A 17,531-nucleotide genomic window follows, 5' to 3' on the forward strand; every position below is an offset into this window, starting at 1 on the left:
CACAAAAATAGCGTTATTTTTTTGTTTACTATAGTTATTTAATACCTTTGCGTATAACGCATACAACCTATTAATTATATGGATATAACCATTAAAGGAGATAGAGATTTTGATGATATTCCTTCAATAAAATCTAAGGCTCTTCGTATAAATTTAAACGAAAATATTTACGGATCTTTTGCAGAAATTGGAGCCGGTCAAGAAACATGTCGTCAGTTTTTTAGAGCTGGTGGCGCTTCAGGTACTATTGCCAAAGCCATGTCTGCTTATGACAAATCATTTAGTGATGCTATTTATGGTTCAGAAGAAGATGGTAGATATGTAACTCTATCTAGATTGCGTAAAATGCTTACCCATGAAATGAATTTAATGGAGGAGCGAATTACAAGAGACAAAAATCCAGATAAAATATTTTTTACTTATGCTAATACTGTAGCCACAATTGATTTCGCGAAGCAGTTTAAAGGTCATGGTTGGGTAGGAATTAAATATCAAGTTGAAGCGGGACAAGACTATAATGAAATTATTCTTCATCTAAGGTTTAAAGAAACAGATGCTAGATTGCAGCAAGAAACCTTAGGTACATTAGGTACTAATTTAGTTTATGGTGCTTTTTATTTGTATAATGAACCTAAGAAATTATTAAAGCAATTATATGACCACCTTGACAAGGATCAATTAGAGATAGATACTATTAACTTTTCTGGGCCTGTTTTTAAGAATGTAGACAACAGGTTAATGAGTCTGCAACTGGTTAAAAATGGTATGACGGACGCCGTAGTTTTTGGGCCAGATGGAACAAATGTTTTACCAGCAAGAGTTTTCTATAAAAAAAATATTTTAGCATTACGAGGAAGTTTCAGGCCCGTAACCAAGGTAAACATGGCTATGTATGAGAAATCATATGAAATGTTTACAAATGAAAAGAAAGTTGACCCGAATAATACGGTAGTTGTTTTTGAAATCACACTTTCTAACTTAAGAGCAGAAGGTGAAATTGACGAACAAGACTTTATAGATAGAGCTGATTTACTTTGTGCCTTAGGACACTCGGTTATGATTTCCAACTTCCAGGAGTATTATAAAGTTGTAGAGTATTTTTCTAATTACACCAAAGCAAGAATGGGGTTAGCTATGGGTGTTAGTAACCTTGTAGACATTTTTGATGAGAAGTATTATCGTCATATTAGCGGTGGAATTCTAGAGGCATTTGGTAAATTATTCTTTAAAGATTTAAAAGTATACCTATATCCTATGGAAGACGCTAAAACAGGTGAGCTTATTACTAGCGAAAATTTGAAGGTTTATCCACGTATGAAAGAACTTTACAAATTCTTTAAATACAATGGAAAGGTTATAGATATCAAGGACTATGATAAAAGTATAATGGGTATTTTCTCTAGAAAAGCATTAGACATGATTGATAGTGGTGAACCAGGTTGGGAAGATATGTTACCAGAAGGAACCGCAGATTTAATTAAAGATTATCGTTTGTTTGGATACACAAGAAAACCATTAAAGCCTTTATCTATAAAAAGAAGAAATTCTAAAAAATAAAAAAAAACCCTTAAAAAGGGCTTTTTTTTATTTTAAGATTTGATCTGTATGAGCCTTTGTTTTAACCTTAGTAATCACATCTTCAATAATCCCGTTCTCATCAATAATAAAGGTAATTCTATGAATACCATCATAAATTCTCCCCATAAACTTTTTCTCCCCCCAAACCTCATATGCATTAATTACAGATTTATCTTCATCTGCCAATAGCGGGTATGGGAATTTAAATTTATTTCTAAAGTTAGTTTGTCTTTTTTGAGTATCGGCACTAACACCAAGTATATCGTATCCCAATGAAGTAAAACGCTCATAATTATCACTTAAATTACAAGCTTCCAATGTACAGCCTGGCGTATTAGCTTTGGGGTAAAAAAACAGCACAAGTTTTCTTCCTTTATAATCAGTTAATGAAATGGTATTGCCATCTTGATCAACAGATGTAAAATCTGGTGCCTTATCCCCTATTTTTAATGTGGTCATATTTTATAACTTTGTTTCTGCAAAAATACAATCCTATGACTAAACAAGAAAGTGTAATCTTTGTTATTAACACACTTAATAAACTCTATCCTGAAATTCCCATTCCACTTGACCATAAAGATCCGTACACTTTATTAATTGCAGTATTAATGTCTGCTCAAAGCACTGATGTTAGGGTAAATCAAATAACACCTCTTCTCTTTGAAAGAGCTGACAACCCGTACGACATGATTAAGTTAACTGTTGAAGAAATTAGAGAAATAATCAAACCTGTTGGCCTATCGCCAATGAAGAGCAAAGGCATACATGGGTTGTCTGAAATTCTTATTGAAAAGCATAATGGCAAAGTACCCCAAAGTTTTGAAGAATTAGAAGCACTCCCTGCTGTAGGACATAAAACAGCAAGCGTTGTTATGTCTCAAGCTTTTGGTATTCCTGCGTTTCCGGTTGATACTCATATCCATAGATTAATGTACAGGTGGAATTTAAGTAGTGGCAAAAACGTTGTTCAAACCGAAAAAGATGCCAAACGTTTTTTCCCAAAAGAATTATGGAATGATTTACACTTACAAATTATATGGTATGGAAGAGAATACTCGCCAGCAAGAGGCTGGAATTTAGATAAAGATATTATTACCAAGGCCATTGGCAGAAAGTCTGTTATAAAAGATTATATTAAAACAAAAAAGTCCTGACTTTCATCAGGACTAAAAACTAATTTAGAAGCGCTTCAAACTTCAATTTATTACTATGTATAACACTTAAAGCCTTTGAGTAGTTTAGAAGAAAATTTACCGTTTCTTCTTTCGGTTCTAGATTTTTAAAATTTTCAGTAAAATTTTTCTTAGTGTAAAGTTTTGCCATTATATCTATTTAAGGGTTAATCCTAAATATTAACGTAGCAAAAATTACTTTATTGTACTAATTAGTTAAAACTATATTATGCTTATCAATTATCTTACGTAAATTAATAAGAGCATAACGCATTCTACCTAAAGCTGTATTTATACTAACACCCGTTCTTTCAGATATTTCCTTAAAACTCATATCATTATACATGCGCATTAGCAACACTTCTTTCTGATCATTTGGCAGCTCATCAACTAGCCTTCTAACATCATTCTCTACTTGTTCTTTAATAATTGTTTTTTCAGCATTTAATGCAGAATCACTTAAAACAGAAAAAATACTAAATTCACCAGCATTGTCAAATTTTGGCATTCGATTATTTTTTCTAAAGAAATCTATCACTAAATTATGGGCAATACGCATTATCCAAGGTAAAAACTTTCCTTCCTCATTATAAGACCCCGCTTTAAGCGTTCTTATCACTTTAATGAAAGTATCCTGAAAAATATCTTCAGCAATATCTTTATCATAAACTTTTGAATAAATAAAGCTGTATATTTTTTGCTTATGTCTGTAAATTAAGGCTTCTAAAGCAGTTTCATCTCCTTTAATGTAGTTGCTAACTAAAGTAGCGTCAGAAATTGTTTGGTATTGCATAATCATTACTTTTAATGCAAGAAGAGAGGGCTTCTTTGCTTGGGGTTAAAATATTTAAAAGTAATGTTTTGCTATAGGCGAAAGTTAAATTTTAAATTGCTTAATAGCCCAAAGATAAGAACAATCATTCCTAAAAAGCAAAAATTAGACTTCTTTTTTCATTTTTTCATAACTTTCACCGATACTTTTCAGGTTCAAATACTTATAGTATCTTTGCAAGATTATTTCCGCAAAACACCTATGAACACTAATATTTCAGAAGTAAACCCTAAAGAAAATATCATTATTAAAGGTGCTAAACTGCATAATTTAAAAAATATCGATGTTGTAATACCAAGAAATAAATTAGTGGTAATTACTGGATTATCTGGCTCTGGAAAATCCAGTTTGGCTTTTGATACACTTTACGCAGAAGGCCAAAGACGTTATGTGGAAAGCCTATCAAGTTATGCTCGTCAATTTTTGGGAAGACTCAATAAACCCAAAGTAGATTATATAAAAGGTATTGCTCCTGCTATTGCTATTGAACAAAAAGTAAATTCAACAAACCCACGCTCTACAGTAGGAACTACAACTGAAATTTATGATTACTTAAAACTTTTATATGCTAGAATTGGTAAAACATATTCACCAATTTCTGGTGGAGAGGTAAAAAAGGATTCGGTAACCGATGTTTTAAACTATATAAAAACCTACCCTGAGGGAGAAAAACTATTACTCCTTGCCCCTATTCATTTAGAAGAAGGAAGAGCTCTAGAAGACAAATTGAAAGCTTTAAATCAACAAGGTTACGCCAGGATTAAAGTTAATAATAAAGTTGTTAGAATTAATGAAGCAAATGTTTCTCAAAATGACGTCATTCAACTAGTAGTTGATAGAATTATAAAAAAAGATGAGGAAGATTTTTATAACCGATTAGCCGATGCTATTCAAACCGGATTTTTTGAAGGCAAAGGTGAATGCGCTCTAGAAACTTTAAATGATGGTAAGCAACGTGTTTTTAGTAATAAGTTTGAACTAGATAATATTGTTTTTTTAGAACCTAATGTACATCTGTTTAGTTTTAACAATCCGTATGGAGCATGCCCAAAATGTGAGGGATATGGTGATATTATTGGTATAGATGAAGACTTAGTTGTCCCAAACACAGGGCTTTCCGTTTATGAAAATGCCATTTTTCCATGGCGTGGTGAAAGCATGAGTTGGTATAAAAATCAATTGGTTAATAATTCGCATAAATTCAATTTCCCAATACACAAACCATACTTTCAACTTACAAAAGAACAAAGACAGCTTATTTGGGATGGAAATGAACATTTTGAAGGCTTAAACTCTTTTTTTACCGAATTAGAATCTAAAGCATATAAAATTCAAAACAGGGTAATGCTTTCTCGATATCGAGGGAAAACAACTTGTAAAACTTGTAATGGAAAACGTTTACGCGTTGAGGTTAACAATGTTAAAATAGGCGACGCAACTATAACAGACTTAGTTGAAATGCCTCTTAATAAATTGGCAAATTTCTTTAAACAATTAAAGCTAAATGAATATGACGCCCAAATTGCTGACAGACTTCTAAAAGAAATTAAAAGCAGACTCTTATTTTTATCAAATGTCGGGTTAGATTACATTACTTTAAACAGAAGGTCAAACACCCTTTCTGGTGGTGAGAGCCAAAGAATTAACCTAGCAACCTCTTTAGGCAGTAGCCTAGTGGGATCTATGTATATATTAGACGAACCCAGCATTGGGCTTCACCCAAAAGATACCGAACGCTTAATTTCAGTTTTAAAATCGTTAAGAGATTTAGGGAATACTGTTATTGTTGTTGAGCATGATGAAGATATTATGAAAGCAGCTAATAATATTATAGATATTGGTCCTGAGGCAGGAACTTTTGGTGGGCATGTTGTTGCAAATGGAACATTTAAAGACATAGTAAATTCAGACTCGTTAACAGCACAATATTTAAATGAATCTCTGAAAATTGAAGTTCCAAAAACCAGGAGAACTTCAAATTATCAGGTAAATATTATTGGAGCTAGAGAAAATAACCTGAAAAACATTGATGTCACATTCCCATTAAGCATGTTAACGGTTGTAACTGGTGTTTCGGGTAGCGGAAAGAGCACACTTGTTAAAAAAATATTATTCCCAGCACTTCAAAAGCATTTAACTGATTTTAGTGATAGACCTGGGCAATTCACGACTTTAGATGGTAACTTTAGTAATATTAAAACCATTGAGTTTGTTGACCAAAATCCCATAGGAAGATCATCTCGATCAAACCCGGTAACTTATATTAAAGCCTATGACGATATTAGAGCGCTTTACTCTAAACAGAAATTAAGCAAGATTAGAAATTATCAAGCTAAGCATTTTTCTTTCAATGTAGATGGTGGTAGATGTGAAACTTGTAAGGGTGAAGGTGAAGTAACCATTGAAATGCAATTTATGGCTGATGTTCATCTAGAGTGTGAAACTTGTAAAGGAAAACGTTTTAAAAAAGAGGTGTTAGAGGTCTCTTTTGGCAACAAAAACATTGATGATATTTTAAACCTAACTATTGACGACGCTATAACATTTTTTGATGCTCAAGAACAAACCAAGATAAAAAACAAATTAAAACCTTTACAAGATGTTGGATTAGGCTATGTAACACTTGGTCAAAGTTCATCTACACTTTCTGGAGGTGAAGCACAACGTATAAAACTAGCTTCATTTTTAGGCAAAGGAAACAATAAAGATAAAGCGCTTTTTATTTTTGATGAACCTACTACTGGTTTACATTTTCATGATATTCAAAAACTTTTAAAGTCTTTTAATGCCTTAATTGATAATGGGCATTCTATTATTGTTGTGGAGCATAACATTGAACTTATTAAGTGTGCTGATCATATAATTGATTTAGGACCTGAAGGTGGTGAAAATGGAGGTAATTTAGTGGCTACCGGTACTCCTGAAGATATAATTAAGGTAAAAACTTCTGAAACTGGTAAATACTTATCTGAAAAGATTCAATAATAAAGGAGTTGCTTTAAGCAACTCCTTTATTATTGAATCTACATAATTTTAAAATTTATAACCTATCCCAAAAAATAGGTTATTTAAATTTAAGTCGCTAAATTCACTTTCTGTGAGGTCTGTTAAACCAAAATCATAATTTCCAGAAATGTAAATGTCTTCAGATATATCATAAGATAAACCAAGACCAGCACTTAAGTTTAATGATTTAATACCATCATTATCATCTAAAAGGTAACCTAGATTAGGCCCTGCTAAAACTTTAAATTTTTCAGCAAATTCATAGCTTACTTTCAAAGGTGCATAAATTTGATTTAAATCTTCTACAACAACAACACCTAAACCAGGTCTAAATTCAAATTTATCTCCTATTTCAACATCTTCAAGTTGCGCAAGCAAATAAAATCCTGTAGAAGAACCTGTTTCAGAGATAACCAACGAATTTATAGCATTTGAGCTTTTAGATACAGCTTTAGAAACCAATCCAGTAGTTGCAACCACACTTTCAGATGAGTTAAAACTAATATTTTCGTCTGTATTACAAACTCCTCCTTGCATACTTACACAAGAAGTAACCATCAAAGCAATAAACAAAATAGAAATGAGGGAAATTAAATCTTTCATAATTAGTTAGTTTAATGGATTAATATCTATCAATATACTAAATTTCAAGTAGTTATATAAACAAAAACATGATTAATATGATAAAAATCCAAACACAAACAGGACGAAAATTGCAATTGGAATTACAAAAATTAAATAGACAAAAGAGATAATAGAGGTTTTAACTAAACCCATTAACCATTCTAAAAGGTAAAATCGCTTAATTGCTATCAATAAATAAAGCCATGTAGATATAACTATTAAAAAATCAATCCACCCTGGAATATCAATAAAATAATTAGCCAATAGCACTAAACTGAATACAACGAATAAAAATGAAAAATAATAAAAACTAAAAACTAAATGATGAGCGTAATGACCCCTTTTATAAAAAAACAGTTTTAAAATCAACGCAAAAATTGGTAATAAAATGAACAAAGAAATTGGTATAGCATCATAAATTTCTTGAAGTATTTGTCCCCCATTGCGCTTCTTATAAAACTTCAATGATTGCGCATAAATTTTTCGTTGAAACGCACCCGCATCTTCATCCATACCCATAATGTTATATATTTTTTCATTTGGAGCATTCACAGTAATTAATGAATCAATTTTTTTGTTTCTAAATTGACTATTCAAATTCGTATTCGTATTAGTTTTTAATAAAGAATCTATAATTTTTGCTTGCTGATCATCTAAACCTTCTGCTTTTATACCATCAAATACTTTGTTTGCTTCGACCACCAAACTATCTGCAATTATGGAGCCATTAGCACCCTCAGTTAGGGCATTATCAAGGCTTTGAACATTATTTCTAACCACCAATACAGACATTAAAAAGAAGAATATAAAAGATATAAAAAGATACAACTGTGCTGGGTGTAAATAAAGTAAGCGTTTACCATCTATAAATTTTCTAGCTAAATACCCAGGCCTTAATAATAATGGCAAAAAACTCTTTAAAAAACGCGCATCAAAAGAAAAATAATTACTTATTGTATTATAAAACAACAACTTAAACGTAAGTTCATCTTTTGTTTGTTGACCACAATATGGGCAAAACTTATAGTTTATTTTAAATTCTTGTTCACAGTTTTTGCAGGTTTCTTTTAAATCTCCCATTCAATTATTGGTTTTTATAAAATTATGAAAAAGATTCTATAAACATAAAATATAAAATCTTTGATTATCAACTATTTATTTTTTTGGCACGCTGTTTGTAAATGCATAATCGAACCCATAAAATTTACAATTATGAAAAAGTTTATATTTTTATTTACAGCTTTAATCTTTACAGGATTTGCTGTTAACGCAACAACCTTAACTACCAATACAAACAATAATTTAATTACATCTACTTTTATTGGAGGTTATAACAACTCTTTCATTTTTGTAGAAAACGGTATTGAGTTTTCAATTTTCCGTGATGGACAATTCGATTTCAATATTCTTAGAGGTAATTCGCGCTTCGGTGTAAACTTTAATACACGAAACGTTAATATTAGTTTTAACTCTGGTTATGACTACAATGCATATGTTCAATATGATGAGTTTGGAGCAATAATTCAAATAGAGAATACTCCTATTTATTATGACTACTTCGGAAGAATAAGTCAAGTTGGGAATGTAAATATATTTTACAACAACTTTGGTTATGTTAACCGTGTTGGTGGATTATATGTACACTATAACAGACAGAATATATTTTCTCACTGTACTGGGTTTATAAATATTTACAACAGAAACTATGTTTACAGACCATGGCACCGATTTTACAGTGTTCCTGCGTTTAATTACCGTGTAGTTTATAATAGACCATACAGACAATTTTACAATCCTGTTCGTTATATATACAACAAACCATTTTACAATAACAGTAGACCCAGAACAGCAGTTGCTAACAGACGTGGAAATAACATATATAGAAACAGAAAATATGCCACGGTTAATAGAAGTACTAGAAACATTACGAAAGTCAATAGAAATGTTAATCATAGAAGAGATATAGCTAAGGTAAATCGTTCAAAAAAATCAAATCCTTCAAATAGGTATGCTGAAAACAATAGAAACACAAATTCTAATAATAGAGCAACTAGAAACAATTCTAACAATGTAAACCGTAATGCTACTGTTAGCAATAGAAGAAATGCGCAAGCAAACACAAGAAATAACACTAATAGAAATAATGTTGCAAAAACTAGAAGCACTAATACGGTAACAAGACAAAGAACTACAGTTACTAGAAATCCAAATAGTTCAAACAACCGTACATATAATAGAAACAATAGTAATAATAACAGAACAAAAACCGTTACTAGAACTACTAGAACTGTACAAAAAACAAATTCACCTAGAACTACTCAAAGAGTTACAACTAGGTCAAATAACAATAATTCTAGAGCTACTAAAAACACAAGAAGCTCTAGCAACAATAAAAGATCTACAACAACAAGAAGAAGATCATAAGAATTTTGGTTGGTTAGTTGGAAATCCCTGTGATAAGTTTGCCTCAAAGCAGCATCATGGGGTTTTCCCTTTTAGACTACTTCTTTAAATATTTATCTAATGATGCCGAAATATCTTCAGATAGGTTAAACTTATAAACTACAACAAAATAACTAACACAAATTAAAATTGATTTTAACGCAATGCTTATTATTGCGTGAAAAGGAAAGTCCCAAAAGTAAAAAATCAAAGCACTTACTAAAATTAATACTGCTGTTTTTAGGCTATTAAAAGTAAAAGGTAGAACTTTAAAGTACCTATAAACAAAAAACAACTTCACTGAATTATATAAAACTATAGCCGCAAAAGTGCCTAATGCTGCTCCATTAATACCCAAAACTGGAATAAGCACAATATTAAGAACAATCATTAAAACCACCAATATCACTCCAAATGTTAAAATAACCCTGTAATAATCACTATTAAATAAAATAGCATTATTACTACCTAAAACAGAATCATAAAGCTTAGCCAAACTAATTAATATAACCACGTAAATACCAGCACTATATTGCTCATCAATAAGGGTATAAAACTGACTAATATTTGATACAATTATCAAAAAAATAAAACCGCTAACAACAAACAGATTGAGCGAGCTTTTTTTATACAATTCTCCTAATGCTCCAAAATCTCTCTCATTCAAATATTTTGCTGATAAAGGCATTAATATTTGGTGCATTGCCCTTTGTGGAACCACAATAACTGTTGCTATATATACAGCAACATTATAATAAGCAACATTATCTAAATTAACAATTAATTTTCCTAGCATTACTTTATCAACATCTAATAAAATACTAGCAACAGATCCAGCTAAGAGTATTAATGAAGAGTATTTTAAAATACTTGATAGATTACTGAGCTTTTTGAAACTTATTACTGGTAGTTTTAAACTAAAAGCATATATTTTCATTATTAGCATCCTTAGAAGATACATATACACTAATCCAAGCATAAACTGCTCAACATTTAAAAAATCAAAATAGAGCAAAAACAAAAGTAACATAGCCACTACTCTATGAAAAACCTCCTTCATAAAATTACCAAAAACAGTTTTCATCTGAACTTTTGCCCAGGCAAAAAACACTTCAAAATAAGCTAAGGCAATTGCAATAACAATTATATGCCATACGTAATCTTTTATTAATGCGTTTTTTGTTGAGAGAAAGGTACCTATAGACCGATAACCCACATACCCTAAAAAACTAACTGGAATAATTACAGCAAGAGGTAAAAGAATCATTAACGTTAAAAAACTGTTTATAGACACTCTAGTTTTAAATGAAGAGTAAAACTTTACTAAAGTATTATGAACCCCAAATGCCATGATAGGCATCATTACATGTGCCGCCGAAAGCATAACCCCAACCATGCCATAATATTCTCCTGACAAAAATTGTGTGTATAAAAACAATGTATTGATAGCCCCAATTAAAAAACCTGAATAGGTTGAGATTACATTTTTCAATGATTGTGAAGCTACAATACCCATTATAATAATTTAGACAACGATTTTGTTAATTCTTTTCTACTGTACTTCTGCAAACCTATTGGATAAGATTGAAGTAAATTCTTTTTATAAGCTTTATAATGATTCAATATAGTTGTTTTTAACAAATCATAATCATTATAATAAAAGTAGTTACCTGTATTGGTTTCTTTTATAATTTTTTCTACATCTGATGCCTTTGGCCCTAAAGCAATTATTGGTCTATTGGAAACCATATATTCAAAAAGTTTCCCTGGAATAATACACTTTGTTTCTTCAGAATCTATTTCAATCAACAATAACAACTGAGATTTTTTTTGATATACAACTGACTCTTTATGTGAAACATAACCTACTCTATTTACATAAATACTTAAATTATTATTTTCAATTGATTCTATTACCTCATTACTAACAACCCCTACAAAAGTAAGCTGCAAATCAATAGAAAAACCAGATTCTTCCTTTATCAAATCACCTAAAACTCGCCATAAAACCTCAGGGTTTCTCTTTGATAATAAAGAACCTATATGAGCCAAAGAGAATTTTGAATCTAAATCAACTCCTTCAACAGACTCATAATCATACCCATTTGTAATAACTTCAATAGGCTTATTTGTAATTTTTGAAAATTCCTCTTTGGTTACAAAACTTGTAACTAATACTTGATCAGCATTATTTAAAACACTTTTCTCTAAAAACAGATGCTTCTTCCTAGAACGTTTAGATAGTTTTAATTTTTTATGATAACCTATTGTTGTCCATGGATCTCTAAAATCAGAAATCCATTTCACCCCAAATTTTTCTTTGAGCTGCATACCTATAAGATGCAAGCTATGTGGTGGTCCTGTGGTAATTACTGTTTCAATATTATTTTCTGATATGTAAGTAGACAAAAACTTTACAGAAGGTGCCACCCAATTTTTTCTGGCATCAGGAATAAAAAAATTACCTCTAACAAAAAGCATTAAGCGCTCAGCTAAACTCTGATTTTCCTTTTCTGAAATAATTCCTTTACTTATAGTATTAGATTTCTTTTTTGATAAAAACCTAGCAAGTTTATAAGGCTCTTTTATTGGTAGGTTTAAAATAGTGGTATCTTGCGATACTTCACTTTCTAGACTTTCATCTAATAAGGCATAATTCGGGTTTTCTGGTATAAAAACAATGGGCTCAACATCAAAATCAGGCAAGTATTTAACAAATTTAAGCCAACGCTGAACTCCTGGACCTCCTGCCGGAGGCCAATAATATGTTATTATGAGTGCCCTTTTACGCACTTTCTTTTTTGTTTTTCTTAAATTCAAAAAACAACCCCCCGAGTAGAAGCAAACCTAATAATACAGAACTTCCTAGAGCAATACTACTACCCGTTTTTACCACCTTAGGGTCAAAACTAAATTCTATAATATGTTTTCCTTTAGGTATACTCATTCCTCTTAAAGTGTAATTAACTCGTTTATGACTAACTTCTTCTCCATCAATTAGCGTTTTCCAGCCATTACCATAATAAATCTCTGAAAATACTGCAAAACCATCATTTGAGTTATTAGATTCATACTTTAAATAATTAGGAGCAACTTCTTTTAAATCTATAGACGCTAAAGAATCTAATTCAAACTTATCTTGAAAATCAGAAATAGTCATTCTTATATCAATTAAGGCTTGTTTTTTATTATTTAAACTATCTAAAAGCATAATTTCTTCATCAGCTGAAGATACTCCAATTAAATTTTCTACAAACCACGCATTACCATTGGCTTCATCATTGAGGTAAGACACAACACCATTTTCATCATCAGCAATAATGTATTTAGCGTTCAACATATTTAAAACATTGATATTATTCTTGGCAACATAAAAATCAAACACTTCTCTGTATCGCTTTAATTCTGCTGCATTATATCCATTTAATGAGTTATGAAAATATGATGCCTTAGTTCTATTCTGTAATCCTTCATTAGAAATATCAAATACTCTAAAATGTCCTTTATCCTTTAATATTTCTTTATCTGCAGCATTAGCTGTAAAAGGCTTGTTCACCTTAATAGAAGAAACAAAATCATCATTATTAACATAACGCCTGTCAACTCCAACCAAATCAAAAAGAATAAGTGCACCGAATAATACTACAACCCATTTTTCTTTAAGTTTTTCTCTTAAAAACATAAATACGGTGCCAGCCGAAAGCAATACTAAAATTAGTGATCTAAGGGTATCTTGAGTAAAAATAGTTTTTCTATCCTCTTTTACTGCATTAACAAAATCATGACCATAACTTTGAATATAATACCCATCATTTGCACCAGAGAAATCAAATAATGAGGTTTTAAATAGTAAAAATATCAAACTCAAACCACCAGTAATGATTGTTGAATATTTTAAAGCTTTTAACTTATCTTCTTTCTTTTCAAAATCATTAAACAGTCTTACCAATGCAAAAATTGCTAAAACGGGAATACAAAGCTCTAGAATAACTTGAATAGAACTTACAGCTCTAAATTTGTTATACAATGGGATATAATCTATGAAGAAATCCGTTATAAAAGAAAATGGTTCGTTCTTCCCATAAGACAACAACAGAGACAGTACTGAACCTCCTACTAACCACCATTTCAATCTTCCTTTTACTAAAAACAGCGCTAGTACAAACAAGAACAATACTACTGCACCTATATAAGCTGGTGCTTCTACTATAGGTTGATCTCCCCAATAGGTTGGTGATTCTTCTGAACGGAATTTTTTATATGTCTGAGAATCTTTACCTACATGTTCAAAATTTCCGCCTCCCATAAAGCGCGGGATAAATAAATTAAAAGTTTCAACTATACCATAACTAAATTGAGTAATATAATCTCTATCTAAACCAGAGGTAACTTCCTTTGGTGTTCCATCTGCATTAATAGTTAATTCACTCTTCCCTCTTGTGCTTTCCTTCACATATTCTTGGGTTGCTAAAACACCTGAAGCATTAAGCCCAATAGATAATAAAACTGCCAAAATTAAAAACCCAACAGATTTAAAATAATGAGGTAACACCTTCTTCTTAAAAGCATCAATTAAATACGCAACACCTAAAACAATGACTAACAATAACAAATAGTATGTCATTTGAAAATGATTAGAAACTATTTCTAACCCCATAGCTAAAGTAGTTAGCAAAAACCCAGCAATATATCTTTTTTGAAATGTTAGCAGTATACCACTCAAAACTAACGGCATATAAGCAATAGCGTGTGCTTTACTATTGTGACCAACACCCAAAATAATTATTAAATACGTTGAAAAGCCAAAGGCCAAAGCACCAATAGCGGCTAATTTAAAATCAACTCTTAGTACAAGCAATAAAATATAAAAACTAAGTAAATATAGAAACAAATAGTCTGCAGGTCTTGGCAAAAACCGAAGTACTAAGTCTAACTTTTTTATATAATTATGTGGGTATTGCGCTCCCAACTGGTATGTTGGCATGCCACCAAAAGCACTGTTTGTCCAGTAAGTTTCTTCTCCAGTTTTTGTTTTAAAATCCTTTTGTTGCTTAGACATCCCAATATATTGCTTGATGTCATTCTGAAAAATGGCTTTTCCTTGTAAAACTGGGCTAAAATAAGCCAATGAAATAATTGCAAACCCCAATAAAACTAATACATGGGGTAAGATTTTTTTAAATGAAAATTGCATGAAAGTGCTTTAAAATAGATGAATGTGAAATTAATCAATTTCTTCGAAATCTACGTAATCCCCCACGTCTTTATTGGAAGTCTTTCTATTGGGCATTTTATCTATAGTTACTTCCCCTTCTTTTTTTGATTTGGTTTGCTGTTGCTTTTGAAATTGCCCAAACTGATCTCCAAATCTTTGTTCTGCTTTCTTCAAAACAAATCTTGCCAATAAAGGAGAAAATAGGCGTGCAAGAATTTTAATTCCAAAATAAATAAGTAGAATGATTAGTATCATTCTAACAAAACCAGTTACAGATGCATATTGTAGCATAAAACTTCTTTTTAACAAAAATACAATTTCAAGTATTTAAAAAACGTTCAAAAATGATAAAAAAAGTATAAAATATCTATATTTGAGAACACGTTAATATCTAAATCATTACTTGTGTCTTAAATTTTATGCTACTTATAACATAAAAATCTAATTATGAAGCCTTTCAAATCTATACTTATTGGTTTAATATGTTTAATTACGTCAAACACTTACAGTCAATACACAGACGTTATCAATTCCAATAGACCAGGTGTCTCTAGAAGTGCTTTTTCCGTAGGAAAAAATGTTGTTCAGTTTGAAGTTGGACCATACTTTGTTAATGAAAAGCGCACTCCAGCAACTACTTACGAAGTAACGGGTTTGGGAGCAGATTTTGCCGCTAGATATGGCCTGCTTTTTGAAGAATTAGAAATAAACGTTGAAGGAAATTATCAAAACGATAAAAAAACATACTCCTATTTTCCCGGAGCAGAAGACTCAAGAGCAAATTTTAAACATTTAACATTTGGAGTTAAATATTTAATATTTGACCCCTACAAAAATGAAGAAGCTAACAAACCTAACTTGTATAGTTGGAAGGCAAACCATAGCTTTAAATGGAGCTCCTTAATTCCTGCTGTATCAATTTATTTAGGCGCTAATTATGATACTGAAAACAATCCATATACTGCTCCAGGCATTAGTGGGTTTAGCCCTAAAATTATGATAGCAACACAAAATAATTTCGCTGGAGGGTGGGTATTTGTTATGAATTTAATAAGAGACAGAATGGGAACGGACCAATTTGATTTTCAATATGTATTTACTCTTACACACTCTTTTAACCCTAATTGGGTGATTTTTGGAGAAACGCAGGGAATTAAAAGTAAATTTTATGCTGATAACTTGTTTAGAGTTGGTGGAGCTCGTCTTTTTGGAAAGAATTTTCAATTAGATGCAGTAATAACATTCAACACGAAGGACACACCTTCAGTACTTAATGCTAGTATTGGGGCAGCTTATAGGCTAGATTTTCACAGTGACCCTGAGATAAACAATGGCACAAGTGTAATCGAAGAAGGAAAACGAAGAGATAGAAAAAATAACCCAAAATCTAAGAAGAAAAAGAAGAATAAAAAAGAGGAGTCTGACAAAGACACCATAAAAAGACAGAAGAAGAAAGAAATAAATTTTGATGACAACTAACAACCAAAGACATTAAACTAAGTATGATTACACTTAAAGAAGTTAGCTCTAAAAAAGAGTTAAAAGCTTTTGTAAAATTCCCATTCAAACTATATAAAGACTCAAAATATTGGACACCACCCATTATTAGCCAGGAGTTAAAAACGTTTGACAAAAACGAAAACCCCGTCTTTAAAGATGCTGAAGCACGTTTGTTTTTGGCATTCAAAGGAAAAGAATTAGTTGGTAGAATAGCCGCAATTATTAATTGGTTGGAGGTTAAAAATCAAGACCAAAAAAAAATGAGGTTTGGCTGGTTTGATTTTATTGATGATTTAGAGGTTTCCCAGACGCTACTGGATAAAGTTGAAGAGATAGGTAAGGTTAATAACCTGGAATACACTGAAGGACCTGTAGGATTTTCAAATTTAGATAAAGTTGGAGTTGTAACCGAAGGGTATGATACCATTACTCCAATGATAACTTGGTATAATCATCCATATTATATTAAACATTATGAAGCTGCAGACTACCATATAGAAAAGGCCTATTGCGAAAGTAAATTCCCTTTTGAAAATGTTAAACCAGAATTCTTTTATAAGGCCCAAGAACTTATTAAGAGACGCTACAGCCTTACTGCACTTAAATTCACCAAAACAGAGGAGGTTATGCCATATGTTGACAAAATGTTCGATTTGTTTAACAAAAGTTATGCTTCTCTATCTTCATTTGTTGAAATAACTGACATTCAAAAAGAGTATTTCAAAAAAAAGTTTATAAGTTTTGTAAACCCAGAATATATTAAATTTGTGATTGACAAAGACAATGAATTAGTAGGGTTTGCAATTGTAATGCCTGGATTTGCAAAGGCTTTACAAAAAGCAAAGGGCAAATTATTCCCAGTTGGTTTTTCGCATATTTTAAGGGCCAAAAAAAACAGTAAAGATGTCATTTTTTATCTTATAGGAATTCACCCAGATTATCAAAACAAAGGGGTTCATGCAGTTATTTTTAATGAGTATTACAACACTTTCACTGAAAAAGGCATAGAAACTTGTTATAGAACACCAGAGTTAGAAGACAACGTTGCTATTCACAAAATCTGGAAACACTTTGATCCTATTGTATATAGGCGAAGAAAGACTTACAGAAAAGAATTAGTATAAAAAAGTCCGATTATAAAAAAATCGGACTTTTAAATTTT

General features: G+C 31.1%; 14 protein-coding genes. 6 read left to right on the plus strand and 8 right to left on the minus strand.

The features are described 5' to 3' along the window. Positions 1–78 precede the first annotated feature (78 nt). Positions 79–1,557 carry a TonB-dependent receptor gene (locus N1F78_RS14650; RefSeq protein ID WP_406683919.1) on the plus strand — a complete coding sequence of 493 codons (1,479 nt, stop codon included), beginning with the start codon at positions 79–81 and terminating at the stop codon, positions 1,555–1,557. A 27-nt stretch (positions 1,558–1,584) separates the two neighbouring features. Here N1F78_RS14650 and bcp read toward each other — a convergent pair whose 3' ends face one another. Continuing rightward, a complete protein-coding gene (gene bcp, locus N1F78_RS14655) occupies positions 1,585–2,037 on the minus strand; it encodes a thioredoxin-dependent thiol peroxidase (RefSeq protein ID WP_406683920.1) in 453 nt (150 codons plus the stop codon). 35 nt (positions 2,038–2,072) lie between these two features. Here bcp and nth point away from each other — a divergent pair, with 35 nt between their 5' ends. Then, positions 2,073–2,732: an endonuclease III domain-containing protein gene (gene nth, locus N1F78_RS14660; RefSeq protein WP_406683921.1), complete on the plus strand. Its 660-nt coding sequence runs from the start codon at positions 2,073–2,075 to the stop codon at positions 2,730–2,732. Between the two features lie 226 nt (positions 2,733–2,958). Here the strand turns inward: nth and N1F78_RS14665 are convergent, their stop codons facing one another. Continuing rightward, a complete protein-coding gene (locus N1F78_RS14665) occupies positions 2,959–3,543 on the minus strand; it encodes an RNA polymerase sigma factor (RefSeq protein WP_406683922.1) in 585 nt (194 codons plus the stop codon). A gap of 240 nt (positions 3,544–3,783) precedes the next feature. On the opposite strand from N1F78_RS14665, the gene uvrA reads away from it, so the two are divergent. Next, a complete protein-coding gene (uvrA, locus tag N1F78_RS14670) occupies positions 3,784–6,567 on the plus strand; it encodes an excinuclease ABC subunit UvrA (RefSeq protein ID WP_406683923.1) in 2,784 nt (927 codons plus the stop codon). Positions 6,568–6,615: 48 nt separating this feature from the next. Here uvrA and N1F78_RS14675 read toward each other — a convergent pair whose 3' ends face one another. After that, complete coding sequence (locus N1F78_RS14675; protein WP_406683924.1) at positions 6,616–7,191, minus strand: outer membrane beta-barrel protein; 576 nt, start codon at positions 7,189–7,191, stop codon at positions 6,616–6,618. A 72-nt stretch (positions 7,192–7,263) separates the two neighbouring features. Then, complete coding sequence (locus N1F78_RS14680; protein WP_406683925.1) at positions 7,264–8,292, minus strand: DUF3667 domain-containing protein; 1,029 nt, start codon at positions 8,290–8,292, stop codon at positions 7,264–7,266. Positions 8,293–8,424: 132 nt separating this feature from the next. Between N1F78_RS14680 and N1F78_RS14685 the strand changes: the two genes are divergently transcribed. Then, positions 8,425–9,636, plus strand: a complete 1,212-nt coding sequence (locus tag N1F78_RS14685; protein WP_406683926.1) for a hypothetical protein — start codon at positions 8,425–8,427, stop codon at positions 9,634–9,636. Between the two features lie 76 nt (positions 9,637–9,712). On the opposite strand, the gene N1F78_RS14690 is transcribed toward N1F78_RS14685, so the two are convergent. The 4 genes from N1F78_RS14690 to N1F78_RS14705 are packed head-to-tail and all read right to left on the minus strand — an operon-like array spanning position 9,713 to position 15,160. Continuing rightward, positions 9,713–11,170, minus strand: a complete 1,458-nt coding sequence (locus N1F78_RS14690) for a polysaccharide biosynthesis C-terminal domain-containing protein (RefSeq protein WP_406683927.1) — start codon at positions 11,168–11,170, stop codon at positions 9,713–9,715. Next, positions 11,170–12,447 (minus strand): glycosyl transferase family 1, encoded by a 1,278-nt coding sequence (locus N1F78_RS14695; protein WP_406683928.1) that lies wholly within the window; start codon positions 12,445–12,447, stop codon positions 11,170–11,172. Before N1F78_RS14695 ends, N1F78_RS14690 begins: the two co-directional genes overlap by 1 nt. Next, the gene (locus N1F78_RS14700; RefSeq protein WP_406683929.1) at positions 12,440–14,848 is read right to left on the minus strand and encodes a YfhO family protein; all 2,409 of its coding nucleotides are present in this window, start codon (positions 14,846–14,848) and stop codon (positions 12,440–12,442) included. Before N1F78_RS14700 ends, N1F78_RS14695 begins: the two co-directional genes overlap by 8 nt. Before the next feature lie 30 nt (positions 14,849–14,878). Next, on the minus strand, positions 14,879–15,160 hold the full coding sequence (locus tag N1F78_RS14705) for a DUF4834 family protein (RefSeq protein ID WP_406683930.1): 282 nt from the start codon (positions 15,158–15,160) through the stop codon (positions 14,879–14,881). Positions 15,161–15,316: 156 nt separating this feature from the next. Between N1F78_RS14705 and N1F78_RS14710 the strand changes: the two genes are divergently transcribed. After that, entirely contained in the window at positions 15,317–16,348 is a 1,032-nt protein-coding gene (locus tag N1F78_RS14710; RefSeq protein WP_406683931.1) for a transporter, read from the plus strand. A 23-nt stretch (positions 16,349–16,371) separates the two neighbouring features. Then, positions 16,372–17,493 (plus strand): GTP cyclohydrolase, encoded by a 1,122-nt coding sequence (locus tag N1F78_RS14715; protein WP_406683932.1) that lies wholly within the window; start codon positions 16,372–16,374, stop codon positions 17,491–17,493. Positions 17,494–17,531 lie beyond the last annotated feature (38 nt).

Source organism: Seonamhaeicola sp. MEBiC01930, from assembly GCF_045277075.1.
In the GTDB taxonomy this organism is placed as follows: domain Bacteria; phylum Bacteroidota; class Bacteroidia; order Flavobacteriales; family Flavobacteriaceae; genus Seonamhaeicola.